Source organism: Aestuariivirga sp., assembly GCF_044238155.1.
GTDB lineage: Bacteria > Pseudomonadota > Alphaproteobacteria > Rhizobiales > Aestuariivirgaceae > Aestuariivirga.
This window is the reverse complement of record NZ_JBIIDX010000035.1, coordinates 1-22923: the sequence shown is the minus strand read 5'-3', so window position 1 is coordinate 22923 and position 22923 is coordinate 1. Positions and strand designations below refer to the sequence as shown.

Annotated in this window: 19 protein-coding genes; 7 read left to right on the top strand and 12 right to left on the bottom strand. The window is 55.5% G+C overall.

Translation table 11 applies throughout. The annotated features are described in order from the left end of the window. Positions 1 to 759: 759 nt before the first annotated feature. A complete protein-coding gene (locus ACILRN_RS05515) occupies positions 760 to 1722 on the bottom strand; it encodes an Lpg1974 family pore-forming outer membrane protein (protein WP_395686316.1) in 963 nt (320 codons plus the stop codon). 140 nt (positions 1723 to 1862) lie between these two features. Between ACILRN_RS05515 and ACILRN_RS05510 the strand changes: the two genes are divergently transcribed. The 3 genes from ACILRN_RS05510 to ACILRN_RS05500 all read left to right on the top strand — a co-directional run bounded on the left by ACILRN_RS05510 (position 1863) and on the right by ACILRN_RS05500 (position 8108). Further along, positions 1863 to 3389 carry a radical SAM protein gene (locus ACILRN_RS05510; RefSeq protein ID WP_395686314.1) on the top strand — a complete coding sequence of 509 codons (1527 nt, stop codon included), beginning with the start codon at positions 1863 to 1865 and terminating at the stop codon, positions 3387 to 3389. A gap of 709 nt (positions 3390 to 4098) precedes the next feature. Continuing rightward, positions 4099 to 4275, top strand: a complete 177-nt coding sequence (locus ACILRN_RS05505; protein WP_395686319.1) for a sterol desaturase family protein — start codon at positions 4099 to 4101, stop codon at positions 4273 to 4275. An 854-nt stretch (positions 4276 to 5129) separates the two neighbouring features. Then, positions 5130 to 8108, top strand: a complete 2979-nt coding sequence (locus tag ACILRN_RS05500; protein WP_395686312.1) for an NAD(P)-dependent oxidoreductase — start codon at positions 5130 to 5132, stop codon at positions 8106 to 8108. Here ACILRN_RS05500 and ACILRN_RS05495 read toward each other — a convergent pair. The 9 genes from ACILRN_RS05495 to ACILRN_RS05455 form a co-directional block, all read right to left on the bottom strand. Continuing rightward, positions 8099 to 9265 (bottom strand): M20 aminoacylase family protein, encoded by a 1167-nt coding sequence (locus ACILRN_RS05495; protein ID WP_395686310.1) that lies wholly within the window; start codon positions 9263 to 9265, stop codon positions 8099 to 8101. The two genes, ACILRN_RS05500 and ACILRN_RS05495, sit on opposite strands and share 10 nt — an antisense overlap. Then, on the bottom strand, positions 9262 to 9951 hold the full coding sequence (locus ACILRN_RS05490; RefSeq protein ID WP_395686308.1) for an ABC transporter permease: 690 nt from the start codon (positions 9949 to 9951) through the stop codon (positions 9262 to 9264). Before ACILRN_RS05490 ends, ACILRN_RS05495 begins: the two co-directional genes overlap by 4 nt. A 9-nt stretch (positions 9952 to 9960) precedes the next feature. Further along, on the bottom strand, positions 9961 to 10668 hold the full coding sequence (locus ACILRN_RS05485) for an ABC transporter permease (RefSeq protein ID WP_395686306.1): 708 nt from the start codon (positions 10666 to 10668) through the stop codon (positions 9961 to 9963). 52 nt (positions 10669 to 10720) lie between these two features. Beyond that, complete coding sequence (locus tag ACILRN_RS05480) at positions 10721 to 11509, bottom strand: transporter substrate-binding domain-containing protein (RefSeq protein ID WP_395686305.1); 789 nt, start codon at positions 11507 to 11509, stop codon at positions 10721 to 10723. Between the two features lie 44 nt (positions 11510 to 11553). Next, positions 11554 to 12351, bottom strand: a complete 798-nt coding sequence (locus tag ACILRN_RS05475) for an ABC transporter ATP-binding protein (RefSeq protein WP_395686303.1) — start codon at positions 12349 to 12351, stop codon at positions 11554 to 11556. Between the two features lie 124 nt (positions 12352 to 12475). Next, complete coding sequence (gene clpA, locus ACILRN_RS05470) at positions 12476 to 14884, bottom strand: ATP-dependent Clp protease ATP-binding subunit ClpA (protein ID WP_395686302.1); 2409 nt, start codon at positions 14882 to 14884, stop codon at positions 12476 to 12478. A 4-nt stretch (positions 14885 to 14888) separates the two neighbouring features. Further along, positions 14889 to 15212, bottom strand: coding sequence for an ATP-dependent Clp protease adapter ClpS (gene clpS, locus ACILRN_RS05465; RefSeq protein WP_395686301.1), 324 nt, complete (start codon positions 15210 to 15212; stop codon positions 14889 to 14891). Between the two features lie 80 nt (positions 15213 to 15292). Further along, a complete protein-coding gene (locus ACILRN_RS05460) occupies positions 15293 to 16111 on the bottom strand; it encodes an alpha/beta hydrolase (RefSeq protein WP_395686299.1) in 819 nt (272 codons plus the stop codon). 11 nt (positions 16112 to 16122) lie between these two features. After that, complete coding sequence (locus tag ACILRN_RS05455; protein ID WP_395686297.1) at positions 16123 to 17451, bottom strand: 8-oxoguanine deaminase; 1329 nt, start codon at positions 17449 to 17451, stop codon at positions 16123 to 16125. A 168-nt stretch (positions 17452 to 17619) separates the two neighbouring features. Here ACILRN_RS05455 and ACILRN_RS05450 point away from each other — a divergent pair, with 168 nt between their 5' ends. The 4 genes from ACILRN_RS05450 (at position 17620) to ACILRN_RS05435 (ending at position 21574) form a co-directional block, all read left to right on the top strand. Then, on the top strand, positions 17620 to 18735 hold the full coding sequence (locus ACILRN_RS05450) for an ABC transporter substrate-binding protein (protein ID WP_395686317.1): 1116 nt from the start codon (positions 17620 to 17622) through the stop codon (positions 18733 to 18735). A gap of 88 nt (positions 18736 to 18823) precedes the next feature. Continuing rightward, positions 18824 to 19837 carry an ABC transporter ATP-binding protein gene (locus tag ACILRN_RS05445; protein ID WP_395686295.1) on the top strand — a complete coding sequence of 338 codons (1014 nt, stop codon included), beginning with the start codon at positions 18824 to 18826 and terminating at the stop codon, positions 19835 to 19837. Next, a complete protein-coding gene (locus ACILRN_RS05440) occupies positions 19834 to 20769 on the top strand; it encodes an ABC transporter permease (RefSeq protein WP_395686293.1) in 936 nt (311 codons plus the stop codon). The genes ACILRN_RS05445 and ACILRN_RS05440 overlap by 4 nt, the downstream gene beginning before the upstream one ends. Continuing rightward, positions 20759 to 21574 carry an ABC transporter permease gene (locus ACILRN_RS05435; RefSeq protein WP_395686291.1) on the top strand — a complete coding sequence of 272 codons (816 nt, stop codon included), beginning with the start codon at positions 20759 to 20761 and terminating at the stop codon, positions 21572 to 21574. The genes ACILRN_RS05440 and ACILRN_RS05435 overlap by 11 nt, the downstream gene beginning before the upstream one ends. 1 nt (position 21575) lies before the next feature. Here the strand turns inward: ACILRN_RS05435 and ACILRN_RS05430 are convergent, their stop codons facing one another. Together ACILRN_RS05430 and tgt are read right to left on the bottom strand one after the other, a co-directional pair. Beyond that, entirely contained in the window at positions 21576 to 22022 is a 447-nt protein-coding gene (locus ACILRN_RS05430) for a CoxG family protein (protein ID WP_395686289.1), read from the bottom strand. 24 nt (positions 22023 to 22046) lie between these two features. Beyond that, positions 22047 to 22923 (bottom strand): tRNA guanosine(34) transglycosylase Tgt (gene tgt / locus ACILRN_RS05425; protein ID WP_395686287.1); only part of this gene is annotated, 877 nt, incomplete at its 5' end.

The window sequence follows — 22923 nt, the reverse complement described above, 5'->3', positions numbered from 1 at the left end:
AAAGCCGATATCTCATTGCCAGATGTGCTTGGGTAGCCATAACCGATCCAACGTGATACCGACCTGCCAAGACAGAGACCAAACTGCTTCCTCAGAGCGACCATTCTGCGCCTCGATACCTTCCGACTGGAACACAGCTAGCCCTGCGACAATCTTCGCGCCTCGCACAATTTCGCAGCTGGGCTCAAAAGACAAACTACCGCCCAGATCACAAAACCCTACCTTAGCCTAAGCATATTGGTCACCGCCTCCGTAAATACTGGCTTACCTGTACGGTTGACAATCGGCTCTCATTTTGTCTGGGATCATAACAACGAAGCTATACCAGGAAAACTTCTGAAAAAGGTGGCAGGTTGATCCATATTCGCAAGTTCAGACCTGGTTTTGAAGCGCTCGGACTGGTCGCTGATTTTGTCGCTGCCGAGGCTCCATTTGATCAGTTCAGGGCCAGCACATTGCTGACCGCCCTTCGTCATCAGATATCAAGTGGCAGCCACGTTGCTGGTTTCGACGGCGACAGACTAGTTGGCTATTGTGGATGGATTCTGACAACCAAGGATGCAGGCGAGGCATGGCTACGCGAAGAGACCGACCTTACGCCCTGTCACTTGCGGGAGGCCGACTCAGCAGCCCTCACCACAGTTAGAATAGTCCGGTCAGAGGACGTACGCGCCCTGATCCGTGCGTGCCGATCCATCAACCCGGGCCGACGCATTTTTTTCAAGCGAGATTACCGGAATTCTTTAAGAAGCAAGAAATCTACGGTTTTGAACCGAGCTTCAATTTGAAGGTCACATAGGGGCCGTGGACAAGAAGATCTGATCGGCTTCCCTCTGAGTAATCTCCCGCCCCTCCCTGAGCATCCTCGACTGATTCAAGCAGGTCCCACCACTGCTGGGCCCGATATCCAAGCTCTATACTAGATATTTCAGATAGATCGAATTGAACCGCAGCAGATGCCTCAAGATTGTAAATCCACCCATCCTCAACGTGATTTCGCCCGCCCGACTGCCCTGTGCCTTCAACGGTCAGATGATTATTGAAACTGCCGTAGAGTGCAGAACCTGAGATAGAGCCAGCAAGACGAGGGCCAGACGGCTCGACAGGCAACACCGCATCAACGCCAAGCCTCGCACCCACGGCAGACACGGCATTATAATGTTCGTAACGGCTCTCAAAACTTCCTAATTTGTCCTCGCCCTCGTAGCCATAATCAATCTTATTGGTTGCATGCATGACCCGTGGGCCAGCATATAACCGAAGATCAACGCCAACAGGCGCAGGCAGTTCATAACCGATGTCCAGATCAAGGGTCAGCAGATCAAGATCATTGGTAGCCCACTGCTTATCGATCGAGCCAGCATCAGGATGAGTTTTGCTACTGGCCTCTCTTGTCGAAAGAGCTTGCGCTGTTGCCCTCCAACTCCAACCTTTACTCAACTCTTGTCCCATGCTGACAGCTGCAAACATAGCGTCAGAACCAGGTTCAAGAGGTTCGAGTTCGTCAACTCGGGCATCGGATCGGTCAACCGAGAAGTTTTCTTGACTATCATTGAAAAAATAACCACCGGTGATTGAAATATACGGAACATCTGCTGAGAACTGGTCTGCCCACGTCGTTGATGACAGCAAACACGGAAGAACAAGCAGCGACGTTGTTGCCAAGCACCCAACTTTTCGCGACGGAAAAAACGCCGGCGACAACTTTGCATCAAAATGCATATGGCAACACCTTCAGTGTCATCGAGAAACATGGAAATGCAACAAACTATTGTCGCTTAACCCCAATAAACGTAATGGTCAATTTATACATTGGAAGACCTCGTAAACAATGCCCATTCTAGTAGATCTTTGAACTGAAGATGATCGACAAATCGCTTTATCTCATAAACCCACGCGAACCGTGGCCCTCATACTATGGTACCGAGTTCCTCGAAGCCTGGGACCTGGGACACGCAACCGGAATTGCTGATCTGACAACCCCTACCATCGCAGCACTTGCTCCCTCTGACTGGTCGATATCGATTTGCGATGAGCGTGTACAGACTGTCGATTTTGACACTCCGGCAGCCGTTGTCGGTTTGACCGGAAAAGTCACACAAAGAACTCGGATCAAAGAGCTTGCAGATGAATTCCGCCGTCGAGGGAAACTTGTGATTATTGGTGGGCCCTACGCAAGCCTCAACAGCAAAGACGTAAGAGATCATTGCGACATCCTGATTCTTGGAGAAGCTGAGGACATTGCAATTGAGCTGTTTACCTCAATTCACCAAGGCACCTGGAAACATCAATATGACGGCGGCAAACCGGATATGCGCAAGAGCCCGATACCAAATTGGATGATTTATCCAACCGACTTGGCGATGGGCGCGCAGGTTCAGACATCTCGCGGCTGTCCCTTCGAGTGTGAGTTTTGTGATGTCATTCAATACGCAGGCCGGAAGCAGCGCTGGAAAGACCCTCAACAAGTCATTTCAGAACTCGACTACCTGTATAACTGCGGTTTCCGCGACGTCCTGCTCGCTGATGACAATTTGACCGTGATGCGGCGCCGCGCAACAGAGCTACTCATTGAGATCGAGAAGTGGAACAATTGTCGGCCCTCCGGTCGAGTGAGGCTAGGCACACAACTCTCCATAGACATAACTCGTGATGCTGACGTGCTTCAACTCTGTCGGAGAGCAGGTCTCAATAAAGTTTTCATTGGGCTTGAGACACCTAACTCTGACAGCCTCCAGGAAACCAACAAACGACAAAACCTCAAGATTGATCTTGTTACTGCAGTAGAGAAATTCGCTCGCCTTGGGATCATGGTGATTGCAGGATTTATTGTTGGTTTTGATCATGATGGTCCAGACATCTTCGATCAACAGGCTCACTTCATCCAGCAGTTACCGGTTCCTATCGCCCAGATCGGAATGCTCGTAGCGCCACATTCAACACCGCTTTATGAGCGCCTTTCGAATGAAGGTCGCCTGATCAGTGATGGCAACTTCACACTGGGAAATCTTACGTCAACGAACATTCTTCCCAAACTGATGACCCTCGAATATCAGCAACTTGGAATGCGCTGGCTCCTCAACCGGGTATATGATCCGTTGAATTTTGCATGGCGCGTTCAGAGTTTTGTCAATCTTGCCCCCCCACCCCGCAATAGATCTGCAACTCCAAATATCAGAAAGCTAGAGACATCCATTGCACGGGTTCTTGCAGAACGCGGCACAGATGAACGGATGCTGGTAACCTATTTGACCAAGATTATTGACTCCCGCCCTGAACTGCACGATCACATGGCCTATTTTCTCATCAACTACGCTCAAATCCGTCACATGCTTGAATTTGGCGGTATATGGGATCCACGCCTGTCTAAGATGCGCTCTGTTCAATAATTTGCCGGTGATGTCCCGCCGCATCATGCCGGTGAGAAAACTGACTGGACCTAGGTGCTACGACGTCATGGGCTCTTCGGTTTCTGCCCTTTTTGCATAGCATGCTTGGTCATCCGATAAGAATCGAGACCTGTATAGCTTTTAGGTCTCGACGAGATAAAATCAGGAATCCTTTTCAAACAATTCGTGTTTCTGCCGTCAATTTGTCATGATCCATAATCGCGGTCTATTTTCTATCTATATGACATTCCACTCATGCTTGAAGCACCTGGCTCATTAGATTACTGACTCCCAAACAAATGCAAGCAGTTTTGTCCAACACTAAGCGAAAAATGATCATTTTTGGACACGGTATTGCCCATCACAGTACCGCACAAAACCTCACAAATTCTCGGTCAGTGACTATAGACTGTAATAATTTGCGGATGCATTTCTAATGTATGAAAAGTGCCCCATTCTAGTGTCCAGGACTGGGCAAAATGGAATTTCGCTTGACGACGCGACTTATGATTCCCGTACTGGTTTTCGAGATTTTTGCCGTTCGAGAGACCGCGTGACCTCAGCGAGACCATGTTTCGAAGAGAGGCATGCGCTGACATGGTAATTGCGGTGTCTTCTTATTTGCTTTGCTTATGATGGGCATCCCGCTGTGCGACATTACGTTGGGTGGATTGCTCTGGATTAATTCGTCTGGTCGTGGTCTTATGAACTGGTTGTCCATGGCTTCTATGCAGAGGTAGTAATCGTCTTTTTGGCATTAGATGCTTTGTTCTATTCTCAGCATCTCCTGTCTCATTCGACTAGTGTGCTGTGGCGACTTCATCGTGCGCACCACGCCGATACAGAAATGGACGTCTCCAAAGTCAACAGGATTCACCCACTCTAATCATTATGGATTACTATACTGCGTACGCCACTGGCAATTGTTCTTGGTATTCCAGTTTCTGCATTCATTGCATTCTTGTTGGCGTAGAATATCATAACCAACTTTAACCATGCGAATGTCAAGTTGCAGAGTCAGCCGACGGGCTTCTGTGGATCTTACTTGTAGCCCCACATATGAATGAAACTTATCACTCTGCTCATTGGAACGATTACTTTGAGATTTTCTTGTTGATATTTTAGTTTTGGGACTGTTTTGGGTACCTATCACCCAGTGACCACGCCAGTGAACAGCAACATAAATCTGGGTCTTGAGGAGTTTAGCAGCATACAGGAGACAAGCCTTGTGCGCCTGATGACGATGCCATTTCGGTCGGTCAACTCTCGAGTCTCACATAATTGACTATCCCAATAAGTGTATGAAACGAGACGGTGGATAACTCAACTTGAGTACTCCTTGGACAATGACGGAAGGCGAGTGATCACACCCTTGGCCTCGCGTGCTTTTGCAGCCAATCATGTTGTCGTAGGTAGCAGTAGTTCAGGATACCTCCTTCGTCTAGCATCGCCTACTAGGCAGGGATATCTGGGTTTAGGTCGACTTCGGCAAACCAACTGAATGGAAATCATCTGAAGGTTTCTGTTTTTTCGCATAAGGACCATGTGTCCAACGCCAGATTTTTTGGTAGGTTTACGGACCGATCAAGACGGGCTATTAATCGGCAGAGTTGCGATTTCCGCTACACCAGCTTTTACCAAGCATTGAGCCAGGACCGAGCTAGCGGCCTGCAGGATGTTTTTTGACGGCTGCCAGTCGGAGCCAACCCCAATGACTGCAGCACGCGTAAGGAGGCATGAATGGACCAGACCAGGATAGGACGCCTTGAAGCTGCAAGGCTTGAATCCATTGAGGCAACCTCCGGACCCCTGCCCCCGAGAACAAGAAATCCTTTCTTTGGTGTGGGGCCCATCACTGACATGGTTACAGACGAGGCCGATGGTCGTTCCCTGCGCTTTGCCTTCGAGGCCTGGGTTGAAGCGACCTACCGCAAACTTGACGACAAGGGTTGCGACCTTGGGCCATTTACTGTGGCCGAGATTGGCCGGTCGATGCATCGCGGATACCCGGCCGACAAAGTCCTCCTCGACATGATGCGGGCGATCCATCGTTACTTTGCGTTTCCGAGAGACAATCGGCTTGCCGTGGGGCTGGGTGGCGGTCATTCGGGTTTTACTGTTTGTGCTCTTCATCTGCTTACCAGCAGAGATCCTAGCCAGCATGTCTACGTTGATACGCCGCGGCCAGAGTCGGAAGCTTCCAAGACAGGAGGCTTCTTCCGTCAAAGCTGGGGTTCACAGATCATTGAGATGATGCGCTATGCCCAGAGCAGTGATGAAGACCGCCTTCATTTTGCTGCTTCAGAAGGTGGAGTTCCTTCACCTGATGCCCTTGAGCGCATGGGCATTAGAATCGTATTCGGTGTGGGTCATGAGACCACCGGGGCCACCACCTATTCCAGGGCTGACATCTTGAACCTTCTCGACTGGATTGACAGCAATCCCTCCGAGCACCACGCCATTCTTGACGCCACCTCGATGCTTGGCGCCATGCCATGGGGGGAGGAACTTGTCGCGAGGGTCATGTCAAAGTGCTGCCTGTTCATGCCATTTCAAAAAGCCATTGGCGGCGTTTCTGGCTACTATGTGATCTCCCTTACCCCACAGGCTCTGAGTCTCGTTGAGTCCAACCAGAAAAATCCTTCTTGGGCCATTCCCCGGCAGCTCAAACTGGCCGTCCCTGTTGATCCCCGCAAGCCACTGACGGGGGAGCGGACAGTTCGACTGGGTCCTCTCTATGACCCTGTCGAGGATCGCATGCTGGGCGGAGTCATTAATACTTTTTCAACCCTTGCCTTCGCGGAAACAACCTTCGGACTTCAGCGGGTCGAGAAAACAATCGGCTCAATCGGTGAGCTTAATCGTCGCTCCGCGCTGAATCGGAATATCGTCAATGAGTGGATGCGGCATAATACTCTGTTCGAACCAGGCGTTGCCGATCCGGATCACCGTGGCGCGGCAGTCACACTGATCAAGGTCCGAGAGGCTGCAAGCATCGATCCTGCTCTTCATGACCGTATCATCGCCCGCTCCAAGCAACTGTTGTCCTACGAGGGTATAACTCACCCAAACGGTATTCATGAGGAGGGTCTCGACACGGCGAGATACCTCAATGCATTTCCTGGCACACCAGGTGATTACCGCGCCTGGATCGGCGGTATCCGGCCTGTTGAAGACATCACGGCACTGCTCGATAATCTACACTATGCCTATCACCGGGCCCGCGCTGTAGTCATCGAAGAGGAGCTTTCAAAGCACGGTGTCACATTCCCCGCGCCAGAAGTGTCAGCGCATGCGGTGAGGAAAGATGATCCCGATCGGGCATATAAGGTTCTCATTTGCGATCATGTCGGGTTGAAATTGAACCATGATGGCAAACCAGACTGCTCGGCTGTCAAGGCGCATATTCTCGCCAATGGAGACGTGTTCCACGAAGAGGCCTGGGACCCAAGCCTCACTCTACAGCCTGGTGGTATCCACTTCTTCTATCAACCTCAGCTTTCAAAGCCCGATGAGATCCGTCCGCTCACCGACAAGGGTCAGTATGATGCCGTAATCGCGGCTGCAACTTTTCTCCCGCGAGAATCCATCTTCAAGGAAGGTGGGGTTCGGATCGGAGCCGGAACGGGGAATATGGGCTCAGCTTCCTGGGGAGGAGGCAATGGCGAGGGTGGCCAAGCACCTCTCATGAACACTCCCTCATTCAACAGTCGCGCCACGGCGCAGATGGCGTTCAAAGCACTTTTGAAGGTACTCCCTGATCTTCCAGTCAATGAGATGCATGAACTCACCGCTGCCGGTCAATTTGACACAGGGCGAGATCTGATGCGCTATCCAACAGAGAAGATCGAAGGCAAACGGATCGCCATTATTGGATATGGAAACATTGGCCGTGAAATGGCCAAACTGGCACAGGCCTTCGGGATGATTGTGACAGTTCATGCCCGCAGCCGCCACAGGCCTTGGATTGAGTCCGAAGGTTTCATCTACGCGCCAACCCCAGAGGACGCAGCGCAGGGTGCTGATGTCCTGTCAGTACACACAGGGCTCGGTCCGCTCAATTCAGCTACCGGTACACATGTAAATGCAAATGTGATCAACACCAGCGTCCTGAAAAGACTGAAGGACGGATCGATCCTCATCAATTACGATCGGGGCGAATGTGTTGATGCTGCTGCCTTGGATTCTGCCATGGCCGCGGGAAAAGTTCGTTATGCAGCGATCGATGCAGATCTTTTTGTTCACCAGACAACCGGGGAGACATCTGGCCCCATGGTTCCCTATTTGCCGTTGGCACAAAAATATCCAGATCGGCTTGAGTTGCTTCCACATGCCGCTGCGGATACGGAGCACGTCTCACGGGTCGAGGGCGCCAAGCAGGCGGTCGATCAGATCACACGAGCCATTCGGTTCAGGGAGGTCGTCAATCTCAAGGGAGACCTGCCAGATACATATACACTGGCAGGCCCGCTCACGGTCGCGGGCGTAGGCAAATGTTCTGCGCAGACACTGGCCCGCGCCGTAGCAAACCATCAGGCAACAGAAACGGCGCGAAGCCATGCTGAAACCATGGCGGCTGTCTGGGGAAGCTTTGCCACGGCTGCCAGTCAAGACCAAAGACAGCGGCTGATTGACCGACACGGCGCCGAACTCATCCGGACATTCAATGCCTACGCAAGCCTCATGCGACAACTGGGTCTGGAAGGGCCCTATGCCTGAGGCAGTGCCTTCTCGACGAGCCGCGCCCAGAAGCCCGGACCCTTAAGGAGCAGCGCATCGTTGAAGTCATAGGCGGGGTCGTGCAGCATTGGTCCCTTCCCCGCACCAAGACCAAAATAACATGATGGCACCACTTGCTGCATGAAAGAGAAGTCCTCGGAAAACATGAAGGGGCCGCGGATATCAACCTTGTCTGCATCCTGCCCCATCTCGAGAGCGACCTCGCGCACCAAAGCCGCTTCAGCAATTGAATTGCAACCAGCAGGATAACTCCAGCTGTCCTGACCGGCATCAATCGCCGCCGAGCACCCAAATGAGCGTGCCTGGAGCGTAATGATTTCACGGATGCGTGAGATCACCATGTCGCGAACGGGCTCCGTCATCGTGCGGAGGCCAACCAGCATCCGCACTGAACCGGGTATCACAGTGGCCATTGAGCCTCCGTTGATCGCACCCACTGTCAGGACAACGGGATCAAGCGGATCAACATTGCGAGACACGACGGTCTGCAGTGCGGTCACAATATTGGCGGCAGCGACCACGGGATCAACCGACTTCTGCGGCAGGCCACCGTGCCCACCCACACCTTCAACAACGATCGTAAGAACGTCACAACACGCGGTAATCGGTCCTGGCCTTACCAATATCTGGCCTTCTGGTTCTCCTGGCAGATTATGCAGCGCGAAGACCCTATCACACGGAAACCGGGTGAAAAGCCCGTCCTCTATCATCCGCAAGGCGCCGCCCTCATCTTCCTCAGAAGGCTGGAAGATAAGATGTACCGTACCATCGAACCGGCGCATTTCGGCAAGGTATCGTGCGAGGCCCAGCAGCATCACGGTGTGCCCGTCATGACCACACGCGTGCATCTTGCCCGGATAGCGAGAGGCGTAGCTGAGGTTGGTCCGCTCATCAATTGGCAGCCCATCCATATCGGCCCGGATACCTATGGTCCGTGATGAGGTTCCATTGCTGATGGTTCCGACCACACCTGTCTTGGCGACACCCGTCGTCACCCGGAAACCAAGGCGCTGGAGTTCAGCTGCCACGATCCCCGAAGTGCGAAACTCCTCGAACAGCATTTCTGGATGGGCATGTATGTCGTGCCGGATGGCTACCAGATCTGGAAAGTAACGTGCAAATGTATCCTCAATCATCTGCGGCTCGGAACACGGCTCTCGATACGGCCGAAGAGCTGGGTGATGATCAGCGTCAGCACCATGTAGAGTGCCGCTCCTACGAGCAGTGGTTCATATGTGAGGTAGGTATTCTGGCGGACCCGCAGGATAACGCCGAAGATATCGAGCACCGTAACGGTGGCAGCCAGTGGCGTGGCTTTCAGCATCAGTACGGTCTCGCCAGCGAGGGTCGGCAATACGTTGCGGACTGCCCGCGGAAACCATATTCGAGACAGCACTCCCCAGCGCGACATGCCGAAGGCCCGGCCTGCCTCCAGTTCACCCTTGGGAACCGACAGGAACGCCCCACGCATGATTTCTCCGGCATAGCCACCCTCATTTATGGAGAAGGCGAGAACCGCATAGAAGTATCCCTCCCGCAAGATTGGCCAGAGCGAACTTTGCCTGATCTCCGGATAAGCAGCAAAAATCGACCCAAGCCCGAAGTAGAGCAACCACAACTGCACAAGAAGCGGCGTGCCCCTCATCACCGTACAGTAGGCTTTCGCGATGGCAGCAAGCCAACGTGGACCGGTAACCTGAACAAGACCCACTGGAATGCCGATGATGAACCCAAAGATCATCGAGAGCACAAGAAGCTGAATGGTCAGCCATATGCCCTGCAGCAGCAGAGGGAGATACTCAGGAAACCAGCCCCAGTTCATCCAGCCACCTCAGGCGAGGCTACCCTGGCCGCGCCGATACCGGCGTTCCAGGAGCCCGATGAAATAGTTCGAAATCAGGGTAATCGCCAGGTAGATCAGCGCTGTTGTCAGATAGAACAGCATGTATTTCTTCGTGAATGCAGCAGCTGACGCAGTAATGGACAAAAGCTCGACATTCCCGACAACGGCAACCAGCGCCGTGTCCTTGATGACGATAAGCCAGAGATTCGAAAGTCCAGGGATTGCGTTGGGCAGCATTGCGGGACCCGTAACTCGCCGGAAGATCAGCAATCGTCCCATGCCAAATGCACGTCCCGCTTCGATCTGACCCTGCGGCACTGCCTGGATCGCCGCCCTGTAAACCTCCGTATGGTACGCTCCCTGCACCACACCGAGCACAAGAATGGCAGCGAGTGTGGCATTCACCTCGATCGGCTCGATGCCAACACTTCCAAGAAGTGTATTGATGCCACGGGTCCCTGCAAAGTAGAGAATCAGAATCAGGACAAGTTCCGGGACTGAGCGGACAACGGTGGTATAGATTCCGCCCACAGCACGGCCGACATGGCCACCATAGAGTTTTGCCGCAGCGCCCAGCAGGCCAAGTACTGTGCCGAGCAGAAAGGCACTGACGGCAATCACGAGCGTGTACTGCGTCCCTCGCAGCAACTCGTCACCGAAGCCCTGATCTCCAAACGACAAAATTTCCGGAAACATGACTGTCACCCAATCAATAACGGCCGCCCCGTGGGGCGGCCGTTTGGGTCTCTCAACCCTTGGGAGGGAGCGTCATCAACCCGTCAAGTCCATATTTCTTGGTGAGTTCCTCGAAATAACCCTTGGCAGAGAGAGACTTGATGGCAGCGTTGATCTTGTCGCGCAGAGCGGTATCCTCCTTGCGGAGGCCTACGCCAACACCGTAGCCCAGAACCTCCTTGTCGTCTGGAACAGCGCCCTTGAGTTCGCAACAGGCCTTACCTTCATCCGACATGAGATAGTCACGCAATGCAACGCCATCAGCCATCAGATAGTCAACGCGCCCAGCGGCGAGGTCCGCATTGGCCTCATCCTGCTTCTGATAGGCCTTTGCGATTGCGCCCTTCGGCACATAATATTTGTCGACGTAGTTCTGGTGGATGGTGGCGCCCTGTACACCGATGGTCTTGCCGGATAGATGCTCGGGCGTGAAATCCAAATCACCGGTCTTTGCACCGATGATCACCGCTGCTGAATTGTAGTACATATCCGAGAAATCAATCACTTCCTTGCGCTTGTCGGTGATCGACATCGAGCCAAGAATACCATCCATCTTCTTCTCCAGAAGAGCTGGAATGATACCATCCCACGCAATGGCGATCATCGTGCACTTCTCATTCATTTCTGCGCACAGCGCATTCATGAAATCATATTCCCAGCCCTCCCATTCGCCAGCCGCATTCTTGGACGTAAAGGGCGGATAGGCGGAGGTATCCGTAGCAAAAACAAGGTCAGCCTTTGCAGATGTGGCACCAATGGTCAGTGCCGCCGCTGCTGCGATAAGAAGTTTCTTCACGTTCATGTCATTCACTCCCTGTTTGACATTTCTTGCTCTCCCTGGGTCCTTTAATGAACCCCGGAAACAAATTGTCGGCAACGCTCGCTTTGCGGCGCGCCAAAAACCTGCATGGGTGGTCCCTCTTCTTCGATGACACCCTTGTAGAGGTAGATCACGTGATCCGACACGTCGCGGGCGAACTTCATTTCATGCGTGACCAGGATCATGGTACGACCCTCCTCCACCAGTTCGCGGATCACGCGCAATACCTCACCAACGAGTTCCGGATCGAGAGAAGAGGTTGGTTCGTCGAACAGCATGACCTTGGGTTCCATGCAGAGCGCACGTGCGATAGCTGCACGTTGTTGCTGGCCGCCCGAGAGAAACGCCGGGTACTGATCACGCTTGTCATAGAGCCCGACCTTGTTGAGCAGTTTCTCAGCGCGTGCAATAGCCTCTGACTTGGGAATGCCAAGCACGTGGACCGGGGCCTCGATTACATTCTGCAGCACGGTCATGTGCTGCCAGAGATTGAAACTCTGGAACACCATGCCCAGCCTGGTGCGTATGCGCTCCAGCTGGCGCCGGTCGGAGGGGTGAAGATTGCCGTCCCTGTGCCGAACGAGGGACACAGTCTCGCCCGTGACTTCGATTTGGCCCTCGGTCGGCATCTCCAGAAAATTGATGCAGCGCAAAAATGTTGACTTGCCCGACCCTGAGGCACCAATGATGGAGACGACATCGCCCTCCTTGGCTTTCAAGGATACGCCTTTGAGAACCTCAAGTTCACCAAACTTCTTGTGTAAATCCGCCACACGGACGGCAACAGGCCGCTCCGAACTGGCTTTCGCTGCAGCTTGCGCCACGCCTTCCTCCCCAGGAAACCATAATGGCCCCTCTCATCAATAAGTCACAATAACAAGAAAACGGCCAACTGCAATTCAGCAATTCGCCGCCGCAATCACGTCGCTCGACCAGGCCTAACAGCGCTCAATCCTGCTTTGCCCGGGGCCTGCGCTTACCCTTGGCTCCACCTGGATTGGTTTCTGCCGAAGTTGCCCTCGGAAGGGCCTTGCGCTCTGGTCGCGCCGGAAGTGCGGCTTCCTGATCACGCTCCAGGTAGACAAAGTGCAACGCGTCTCCCTTCAACAGGATACGCACCGTTCCGCCTTTGCTGAGCTTGCCGAACAGCACTTCCTCGGCCAGCGGCTTCTTGACATGCTCCTGTATGACGCGGGACAGAGGCCGAGCGCCCATCTGATGATCATAGCCTTTAGCTGACAACCAGTCCGCAGCTTCAGCAGACAACTCGATGTTGATCTGCCGTTCCGCCAACTGGGCTTCGAGTTGCAGGATAAACTTCTCTACCACCTTTCTCACGACCTCAGTTGGCAGGTGGCCGAATGGTATGACTGCATCAAGCCTATTTCTGAACTCAGGCGTAAACAGACGCTGAATCGCCGCCATGTCGTCACCCTCGCGAACGCTGCTGCCAAAGCCGATGGCCTCGCGGGCCATGTCCTGCGCGCCGGCATTGGTCGTCATGATCAGGATGACGTTACGGAAATCCACTGATTTCCCATTGTGATCCGTGAGTCTGCCGTGGTCCATCACCTGCAGAAGTATGTTGAACAGGTCCGGATGGGCCTTTTCGATCTCATCCAGCAGCAGGACGGAATAGGGATGCTGATCGATGCCATCGGTCAACAACCCTCCCTGGTCAAAGCCAACATAGCCCGGAGGCGCGCCGATCAGCCGCGAAACCGAGTGGCGCTCCATGTATTCCGACATGTCGAACCGAAGCATGTTGATGCCAAGCACCTCGGCCAGGCGTTTGGCAACTTCCGTCTTGCCAACACCCGTCGGGCCAGAGAACAGATAGCAACCCACTGGCTTCTCCGGTTCCCGCAAGCCAGCCCTGGCCAACTTGATGGAAGCGGCCAGGGCTTCGATCGCCTTGTCCTGGCCAAAAACCATTCGCTTCAGATCCGCCTCAAGGTTACGCAGAACCGAGGCGTCATCCTTGCTCACTGTCTTTGCGGGAATCCGCGCCATCGTGGCGATCGTCGCCTCGATCTCGGGAACGCCAATCACCTTGCGCCGCTTGCTTTCAGCAACCAGCATCTGTGACGCGCCGGTCTCGTCGATCACGTCTATCGCCTTGTCGGGCAGCTTGCGGTCTGACATGTAGCGGGCAGAGAGCTGCACGGCGGTTTCGATAGCATCATCGGTGAAGCGGACCTTGTGAAACTCCTCATAATAGGGCTTGAGGCCCTTCAGAATGGCAATTGCGTCCGGAATCGACGGTTCGTTCACGTCGATCTTCTGGAACCGACGCACCAGCGCCCGGTCTTTTTCGAAATGCTGGCGGTATTCCTTGTAGGTTGTAGAACCAATGCACCTGAGCGCGCCGTTGGCCAGCGCCGGCTTCAGCAGGTTCGATGCATCCATGGAACCGCCTGACGTCGCCCCCGCGCCAATCACGGTATGGATCTCATCGATGAACATGATCGCGCCCGGCCGAGCCTCGATCTCTTTCACGACTGCCTTGAGGCGTTCCTCGAAATCACCCCGATATCGCGTACCGGCCAGAAGTGCGCCCATGTCGAGCTGATAGACGGTGCAGTTCTTGAGCACCTCCGGCACTTCGTCCTTGATGATCTTGCGGGCCAGCCCCTCAGCAATCGCCGTCTTTCCGACCCCCGGATCGCCGACGAACAGCGGGTTGTTCTTTTGCCGCCTGCACAGAATCTGGATCGTCCGGCGCACCTCTGCCTCGCGGCCGATCAGCGGATCGACCTTTCCGTCTGCCGCCTTCTTGTTGAGGTTGATGCAATAAGCCTCAAGTGCATCGGCTTCTCCCTTTTTCTTGGTAGAGCCGGCATCCTCGCCTTCGCTGCCGCCGTTACCCTGCTGATCCTGCTCCACACCACGCACCGGGCGTGTCTCAGACAGGCCGGATCGCTTGGCAATGCCATGCGAGATATAGTTGACTGCATCATAGCGCGTCATGTCCTGTTCCTGCAGGAAATAGGCGGCATGGCTCTCGCGCTCCGCAAAAATCGCCACGAGCACATTCGCGCCCGTGACCTCCTCGCGTCCGGACGACTGGACATGGATCACCGCGCGCTGGATCACCCGCTGGAACCCTGCCGTCGGCTTTGATTCCTCACGTTCGGCGCCAATCATCTGGCCCAGTTCGGTGTCGATGTAGGTTGCAAGGCTGCGCCGGAGCACGTCCAGATCCACGTTGCAGGCCTTCAGAACCGCGGCCGCATCCTTGTCATCCGTGAGCGCCAGCAGCAAATGCTCCAGCGTTGCATACTCATGGCGGCGTTCGTTGGCCAGTGCGAGGGCTCGGTGCAGGGCCTTCTCGAGGCTGCGGGAGAATGTCGGCATGGGCCTACTCCTTTTCCATGGTGCACTGGAGGGGATGCTGGTGGCTGCGGGCGAAATCCATAACCTGAGTTACCTTGGTCTCAGCGACCTCGAAAGTATAGACGCCACAGACTCCAACCCCTTTTTGATGGACATGCAGCATGATGCGGGTGGCCTCCTCGCGGCCCTTGCCAAAGAACCTCTCGAGAACCAGCACCACGAATTCCATTGGCGTGTAGTCGTCGTTGAGCAGCAACACCTTGTAAAGCGAAGGCTTTTTTGTCTTCGCGTCAGTCCGGGTTATGACCCCGGTCTGATTATCGTCTTTATGAACCGGCTGCTTCGACATGAGGCGATTATATAGGTGCTTCGTGCCAAATGTGGAGGGGGTATTCGCCGCAGGCACTCGCCTCGTCGGTATCGTGCAATCTAAGATATGCCGGCGAACTGCCGGACCCTCATGGTCATGGGGTGGTCCGGGTCACTCAGGGCATCGGCAATCGTGAAATGGTTTGCACCAGCTACCTCGAAATAGTGGGCCTCCCATCCGATCCCCCGCCAGGCGGCGGCTATTGAGCGGGCCTGCCGACGGAATTCAATGCTTTCGGCACCGCCGACCCAACTGTCGAACTCATGGCGTCCCTTGACGGGCCATGCGAGCGGGCTCGCAGCAAGGGCCTCCGCAGGGCTCAGCCCCAGATCGTCATTCAGTGGCGTAGCGATCAGCGGCCTCAGGTCGAACAGGCCGCTGATCGACAGGCCCGCTTGCACGAGGTCGGGCGGCTGGCCGTAGTCTTCCCATTGAGTGGCAGCAAGGCAAGCGGCCAAGTGCCCGCCCGCCGAGTGGCCTGTAACCAGCAGTTTGCGGCGGTAGCACCCCCATAAGAACAGACAGCATTGCCGCATCTCGGCGATAATGTCGCAGATGGTCACCTCCGGGCAAAGACTATAGCCGACAATTGCCACGTCCAGACCGTGCCTGTTGGGACCTCGGGCGATATGGCTGAAAATACGCTTGTCGAGAGACTTCCAGTAGCCACCGTGAATGAACACGACCATCGGCTGATGCGGTGAGACCGCAACTCCGGGAAACAGGTCCAGTCGGTTACGAGGCTTTGCGCCATAGGAAATATCGAGTTCGCACGAATGCTCGGCACGATAGGCCTCGGACTCCGCCTGCCAGCGCGCAATAATGGCAGGATGCCCCGGCACCAACGCCCTGTTGTTGTAATCGGCCGCGAGATCCAATGTCCGCTCCCTCACAGAAACGCCCTGGCAGCAGCGCCATGAGCCGCACGCAAGGCGTAGACATCGACGCCTATCGGTAGCCCGTCCAGCACGCGCCACTCGCCGCCGATCATCACCCGATCGGCTCGGTGCGCGCCACACAGCACGAGTGCCGCTATGGGGTCTCCAGCTCCCGAAAATCGCAGGTCTTCCAGACTGAAAAAGGCGAGATCTGCCTGCTTTCCAACATCTATTTCTCCGATATCGCTCCGACCCAAACAACGCGCCGACCCCACCGTCGCCCAACGCAATACATCCATATGGGTGACTGAGACATCATAGGTCAGCCGATTTATCATCAGAGCATGTCGCACGCCCTCCATGAGGTTTGAGGAATCGTTGGAAGCTGACCCATCAACACCGAGACCAACCGGCACGCCCGCCGCTTCGAGTTCCCGAGTCCGGCACTGGCCGGAGGCAAGCACCATATTCGACGTTGGACAGTGGCAGACGCCTACGCCATGCCGTCCAAGCCGCTGGATATCCCCATCCGAAAAGTGAATGCCATGCGCAAGCCATGTCCGCGAACCAAGCCACCCAGTTTCTTCAAGATAGTCAAGCGGGCTCATGCCGAACATGCTTCGGCAGTACTGATCTTCATCATGAGTTTCTGCAAGATGCGTATGAAGACGGCAATCATGCTGCTCAGCAAGTCCGGCACATTTTGTCATCAGCGATTTCGTCACGCTGAACGGTGAGCATGGAGCGAGCGCAACCTGAATCATGGCGCCATCGCCACGCTGGTGGAAATGCCGGATGATGCGCTCGCAATCCTCCAGTATGAGGTCCTCGTCCTGTACAACGCTATCAGGCGGCAAGCCCCCATCCTTTTCCGATAGATTCATAGCACCACGCGTCACCGTCAAACGCATGCCCAGACGCTGTGCTTCCTCGACCTGAATGTCCATAGCATCATCGAGGCCAGCCGGAAAAAGATAGTGGTGATCGGAAGACGTACTGACGCCTGACATAAGCAACTCGGTCAGCGCGAGTCTCGTGGCGAGTCGCAAAGACTCGGGTGTAATCCTTGCCCAGACCGGATACAGCGCCCGAAGCCAATCAAACAGCTTCTTGTTGATAGCCTGAGGGTGTGATCTGGTCAGAGTCTGGTAGAAGTGGTGATGGGTATTGACAAGTCCGGGCAGAACCACATGGCGGCCGGCATCGAACTCTTCATCGACCGGGTTGCTTGGTCGTTGCCCAGCCTTCAGCAACTCGGCAATGCACCCCTTACGCAGGACCACCCCGCCGGCCGCGTCAGCCATGATTGCAAGGGGGTTCTTGATCCATAGACTGCGCATCGTTTGGTTGATACCTTCGGATGGGGTTGAACTTCGAATGACTTTCAGGCCAGAATGCATGCCATGGGCCGGCAGGCGCTGCCAAGTGGGAATGCCAGGAACTGGCCCGCAGGGAGAGAAAGAATGACAAGCATCAGGACAGCGGTCGTCTCGGTCGCGCTGCTCGCAATGACGGCCGGCACCGGTCTCGCGCAGGAGATGAAAACAGAGATCGGCCCGGGCGAGGGCCAGGTCGATATCGTGGCTTGGCCGGGCTATATCGAGCGTGGCCAGACCGACAAGAACTTCGACTGGGTCACGGAATTCGAGAACAAGACCCAGTGCAAGGTCAACATCAAGACAGCCGGCACGTCTGACGAAATGGTCGCACTCATGAATGAAGGTGGCTTCGACCTCGTGACGGCCTCGGGCGATGCTTCATTGCGTCTTATCGCCGGAAAGCGCGTTCAACCCATCAACATCGACCTCATTCCTTCCTACAAGACCGTTGATGAGCGTCTGCAGAAGGCGCCGTGGCACACCGTGAAGGGCGTTCACTATGGCGTTCCCTATCAGTGGGGCGCTAACGTTCTGGCCTACAACACCAACGTCTTCAAGGAGCCACCGAAGAGCTGGTCGGTAGTGTTCGAGGAGCAGACACTCCCCGACGGTAAGTCGAACAAGGGCAGGATCCAGGCTTTCGATGGGCCGATCTATATTGCAGACGCAGCACTCTTCCTGATGTCCAAAAGGCCGGAACTCGGCATCAAGGATCCATACGAACTGACGGAGGAACAATACAAGGCTGCTCTCGATCTGCTCCGCAGCCAAAAGCCGCTGGTCGGACGCTACTGGCATGATGCATTCATCCAGATTGATGATTTCAAGAACGAGGGTGTGGTGGCCTCTTCGTCCTGGCCGTTCCAGGTCAATCTGCTGCGGGCCGACAAGCAACCCATCGAGTCGACCATTCCGCAGGAGGGCGCAACTGGATGGGCCGACACAACTATGATGCATGCCGAAGCCGCTCACCCGAACTGTGCCTATATGTGGCTTGAGCATTCGATCAGTCCCAAGCTTCAGGGCGACCTTGCGGCCTGGTTTGGCTCTGTGCCGGCCGTGCCGGCCGCCTGCAAGGGCAATAGCCTGCTGGGAGAGCAGGGTTGTGAAGTCAACGGCATCAATAACTTTGACAAGATCCACTTCTGGCGCACACCGGTCGCGAAATGCGAAAGCCAGGAGGCAGGCTGCGTGCCTTACTATCGTTGGGTTACCGACATGATCGCCGTCCTCGGCGGGCGTTGACCCCGTCCGTCACTGTCACGACCATCCCCGGGGAGATCTTTCCCGGGGATTTTATTGTTGGAACCCAATCGCAGAACCGGATCGCACCATGACTGCAGCCGTCAGCCTTCAACATGTCAGCCGCTATTTCGGTGACGTTCGGGCTGTCGATGATGTCTCGCTGGAAATCCCCGAGGGCGAATTCTTTGCGCTCCTTGGACCGTCTGGATCCGGCAAGACCACCTGCTTGCGACTGATTGCGGGCTTCGAACAGCCAAGCAGAGGCCATATCGAGATTTTCGGCGAAACCGTGGAGGGTGTCCCGCCCTATCGCCGGAGCGTCAACACCGTTTTTCAGGACTATGCCCTGTTTCCACACATGACCGTGCGCGAGAACGTTGCCTATGGTCTGATGGTCAAGGGTGTAGGCCGCGAAGCCCGGGCGTCAGCGGCAGAGAATGCGCTGGCCATGGTCGCGCTTTCGGGATTTGGAGGGCGGCGGCCATCACAACTGTCTGGCGGCCAACGGCAGCGCGTGGCGCTGGCAAGAGCTCTTGTCAATCGGCCCAAAGTACTGCTTCTGGACGAACCCTTGGGCGCACTTGACCTCAAACTGCGCGAGCAGATGCAGGTGGAACTCAAGACCCTGCAACGCAGCCTTGGCATAACTTTCATCTTCGTGACCCACGATCAGGGCGAAGCTCTCTCCATGGCAGACAAGGTGGCCATCTTCAACGATGGCAAGATTGCCCAAGTTGGAACGCCAGAACAGGTGTATGAACAACCGCAAACCCGTTTTGTCGCGGATTTTGTGGGCTCCTCCAACGTTCTTCCTCCAGACCTCGCCTCGGCCACGGGAGGTCCGCAACGCTGGATCAGTCTCCGGCCAGAGAAAATCGTCGTTCTGCGCGATGGGCAAGTCCCCCAGGGACGCCGCCATACCGCGGCAGTTATCACAGCGATACACTATCTCGGGGCCTTCACTCGACTCAACACTCGTACGCACGATGGTTACGAAATCAACGTCGCCTCGCCATCCTCGGCAGGGAAATTCCATGAGGGCGAGAGACTCATCCTGCAGTGGGATCCAGCGTCGGAACATGTCATGGAGGGCGAAGGATGAGCGCCGCTGCAGCGCTTGATGGCAGTGCGTTTCGCCACCTGTCGGATGTGTTCGTTCGTCGCCCGGCCCTGCTCATGCTTCTGCTGCTGGTACCGCCGCTGCTCTGGCTCGGGATCGTCTATCTAGGCGCGCTTCTGGCCCTGCTGCTGCAGAGCTTCTATTCGATCGACGAATTCTCGGGCTTCATCGTCCCTGAGTTCACCTTGTCCACCTACGCCGAATTGCTCAGGCTCTCGAACCTTGATGTGATCATCCGTTCACTCGTCATGTCCGCCCTTGTCACCGTCACCTGTGCAGTAATCGCATTTCCCATTTCCTACTATGCAGCGCGCTACGCGCGCGGACAATGGAAGGCACTGTTCTATCTTCTCGTTATGCTTCCCCTGTGGTCCAGCTATCTGGTGAAAGTCTATGCCTGGAAGCTGATCCTCGCCAAGGAAGGCATCATAAGCTGGCTTGCCGGGCAAGCACATCTCTCATGGCTGCTGGATACCCTGCTCGCCATCCCGGTGATTGGCGGTCCCTCCCTATCGTTCAGTTACATCGGCACCTATCTTGTCTTTTGCTATGTCTGGCTGCCCTACATGATCCTGCCCACCCAGGCAGCGCTCGAACGGGTGCCTGCCAATCTACTCGAGGCGTCAGCCGACCTCGGCGCAACTACCGCCCAAAGCCTTCGAACGGTTATTCTGCCGCTGGCTCTGCCCGGTATCATCGCAGGATCGATCTTCACTTTCTCTTTGACGCTCGGCGACTACATCATTCCCCAGATTGTGGGTAACTCCAGCTTCTTTCTCGGACAGGCCGTCTATACGCTTCAGGGAACTGCTGGAAATATCCCTCTCGCAGCCGCCTTCACTGTAGTGCCGATTGCAGTCATGCTGGTCTATCTGATCGTGGCCAAGCGAATGGGAGCGTTCGATGCGCTCTGACAGGAACCTTCGCGCACCGCTTAGCCTGAGTATCGCAGCGTTTGCGGGGCTCATGTTCCTTCATCTTCCGCTGCTCCTGATCTTCGTATACGCCTTCACGACAGAGGAAAAGAGCTACGCCTTTCCACCACCGGGCTACACCTTGCAATGGTTCGCCGTGGTGTGGGACCGCCAAGACATCTGGGATGCTCTATGGCTGTCACTCAAGGTTGCGGCAATCGCAACCTTGATCGCCCTGGTGCTCGGAACCTGCGCCGCAGCAGCGGTATCGCGCGCTCGTTTCTTCGGGCGTGACTATATCTCGCTGCTGTTCATCCTTCCCATTGCACTGCCAGGCATTATCACTGGTATTTCTCTGCGTTCCGCCTTCAGCGTACTGGATGTGCCATTCTCGACCTGGACCATCGTTCTAGGTCACGCCACCTTCTGCATTGTAGTTGTCTACAATAACGCGCTGGCCCGGTTCAGGCGCCTGTCTGGCAGCATGATCGAGGCGTCGATGGATCTGGGCGCAGATGGATTCCAAACCTTCCGCTATGTGGTGCTGCCGCAGATCGGATCAGCCCTGCTCGCGGGCGGCATGCTGGCTTTCGCATTGTCGTTTGACGAAGTGATCGTAACCACCTTCACGGCTGGCCAGCAGGCCACATTGCCGATCTGGATGCTCAATGAGCTGATCAGGCCACGTCAGCGGCCTGTCACCAATGTCGTTGCCATTTTTGTGATAGCCGTGACGTTCCTGCCGATCATCGCAGCCTATTACCTGACCCGCGAAGGAGAACACACGGGCGGTGGCGCGAAGTAGCTCAGCCAGGCTCGCCCGCAGCAAGTTCCGCAAAGGTTTCGAAGAATTGGGCGGAGAGCTGCCGTGCCGTTGGCTCAATAAAGCGCTGAGCGAGGCTCGCAATCTTTCCTGTCACATGGGCATTAACATGATAGATCAGCTTGGTGCCCTCAGGAACATCGATGAGGTGAACATCGGCGCCGCCTGCTGCCCCGCCCATCATTGACTTGCCTTCACCTGAGATCCGGTAGCCATTGGGTGGATCGATATCCGAGAGCCGGACAGCTCCCTTGAAGCTGGCTTTCACAGGACCCATCTTCACCGTAACCGTCGCCTCCATCTCAGTGTCGGACAGCTTGGTGATGTCCTCGCACCCGGGTATGCACTGCCGCAGGACCTCCGGGTCGTTGAGAGCCTGCCACACCTTCTGGCGTGAAACGGGGATGGTCACCTCATCGGACAACTGCATGTTCGCCTCCCAGGATAGGATACATTATGCCCCGACATCGCCCCTGCGCCACTGCTCCTTCGTAGCAGCACGGAATGACTCGAAGCAACCAGCAGCGATGGCGCTTCGCATCTCGCGCATGAACGATTGATAATACGCGATGTTAGCCCAGGACAGCAGCATCATGCCGAGCAGTTCGCCCGAACGGATCAGGTGGTGCAGATAGGCGCGCGAATAGCGCGACAGTGCCGGGCAGTCATGCGCCGGGTCGAGCGGTCGAGGATCATCGGCATGCCTTGCATTGCGCAAGTTGATCTTGCCAAACCGGGTAAAGGCCTGGCCGTGACGCCCTGACCGGGTTGGCATGACGCAGTCGAACATATCGACACCGCGCGCAACCGCCTCCAGAATATCCTCTGGTGTACCGACACCCATCAGATATCTCGGTCTGTCCTGCGGCAGGTGCGGGACCGTATGTTCAATCGCTTCAAGCATCAGTTGATGCCCCTCCCCGACAGCCAACCCCCCTATCGCATAGCCTTCAAAACCTATCGCGACGAGGCCTTCAGCACTCTCGCGCCTCAGCCGTGGGTTTATGCCACCCTGAACGATGCCAAAGTTACCGCGTCCGGGCTGTCGCCCGAAGGCCACGCGGGACCGCTCCGCCCAGCGCAAAGACAGGCGCATTGCGCGCTCGGCCTCCTGTTCGGAATGGGGATAGGCGATGCATTCGTCCAACTGCATCTGGATGTCGGACCCCAGCAGCCTCTGTATCTCCATAGCGCGCTCGGGCGTGAGTTCGAACTTGCGGCCATCGATGTGTGACTGGAACATTGCGCCTTGCTCGGTGATCTTCCTGATCTTGGCCAGCGACATGATCTGGAAGCCACCGGAATCGGTAAGAATTGGCCGGTTCCAGCCT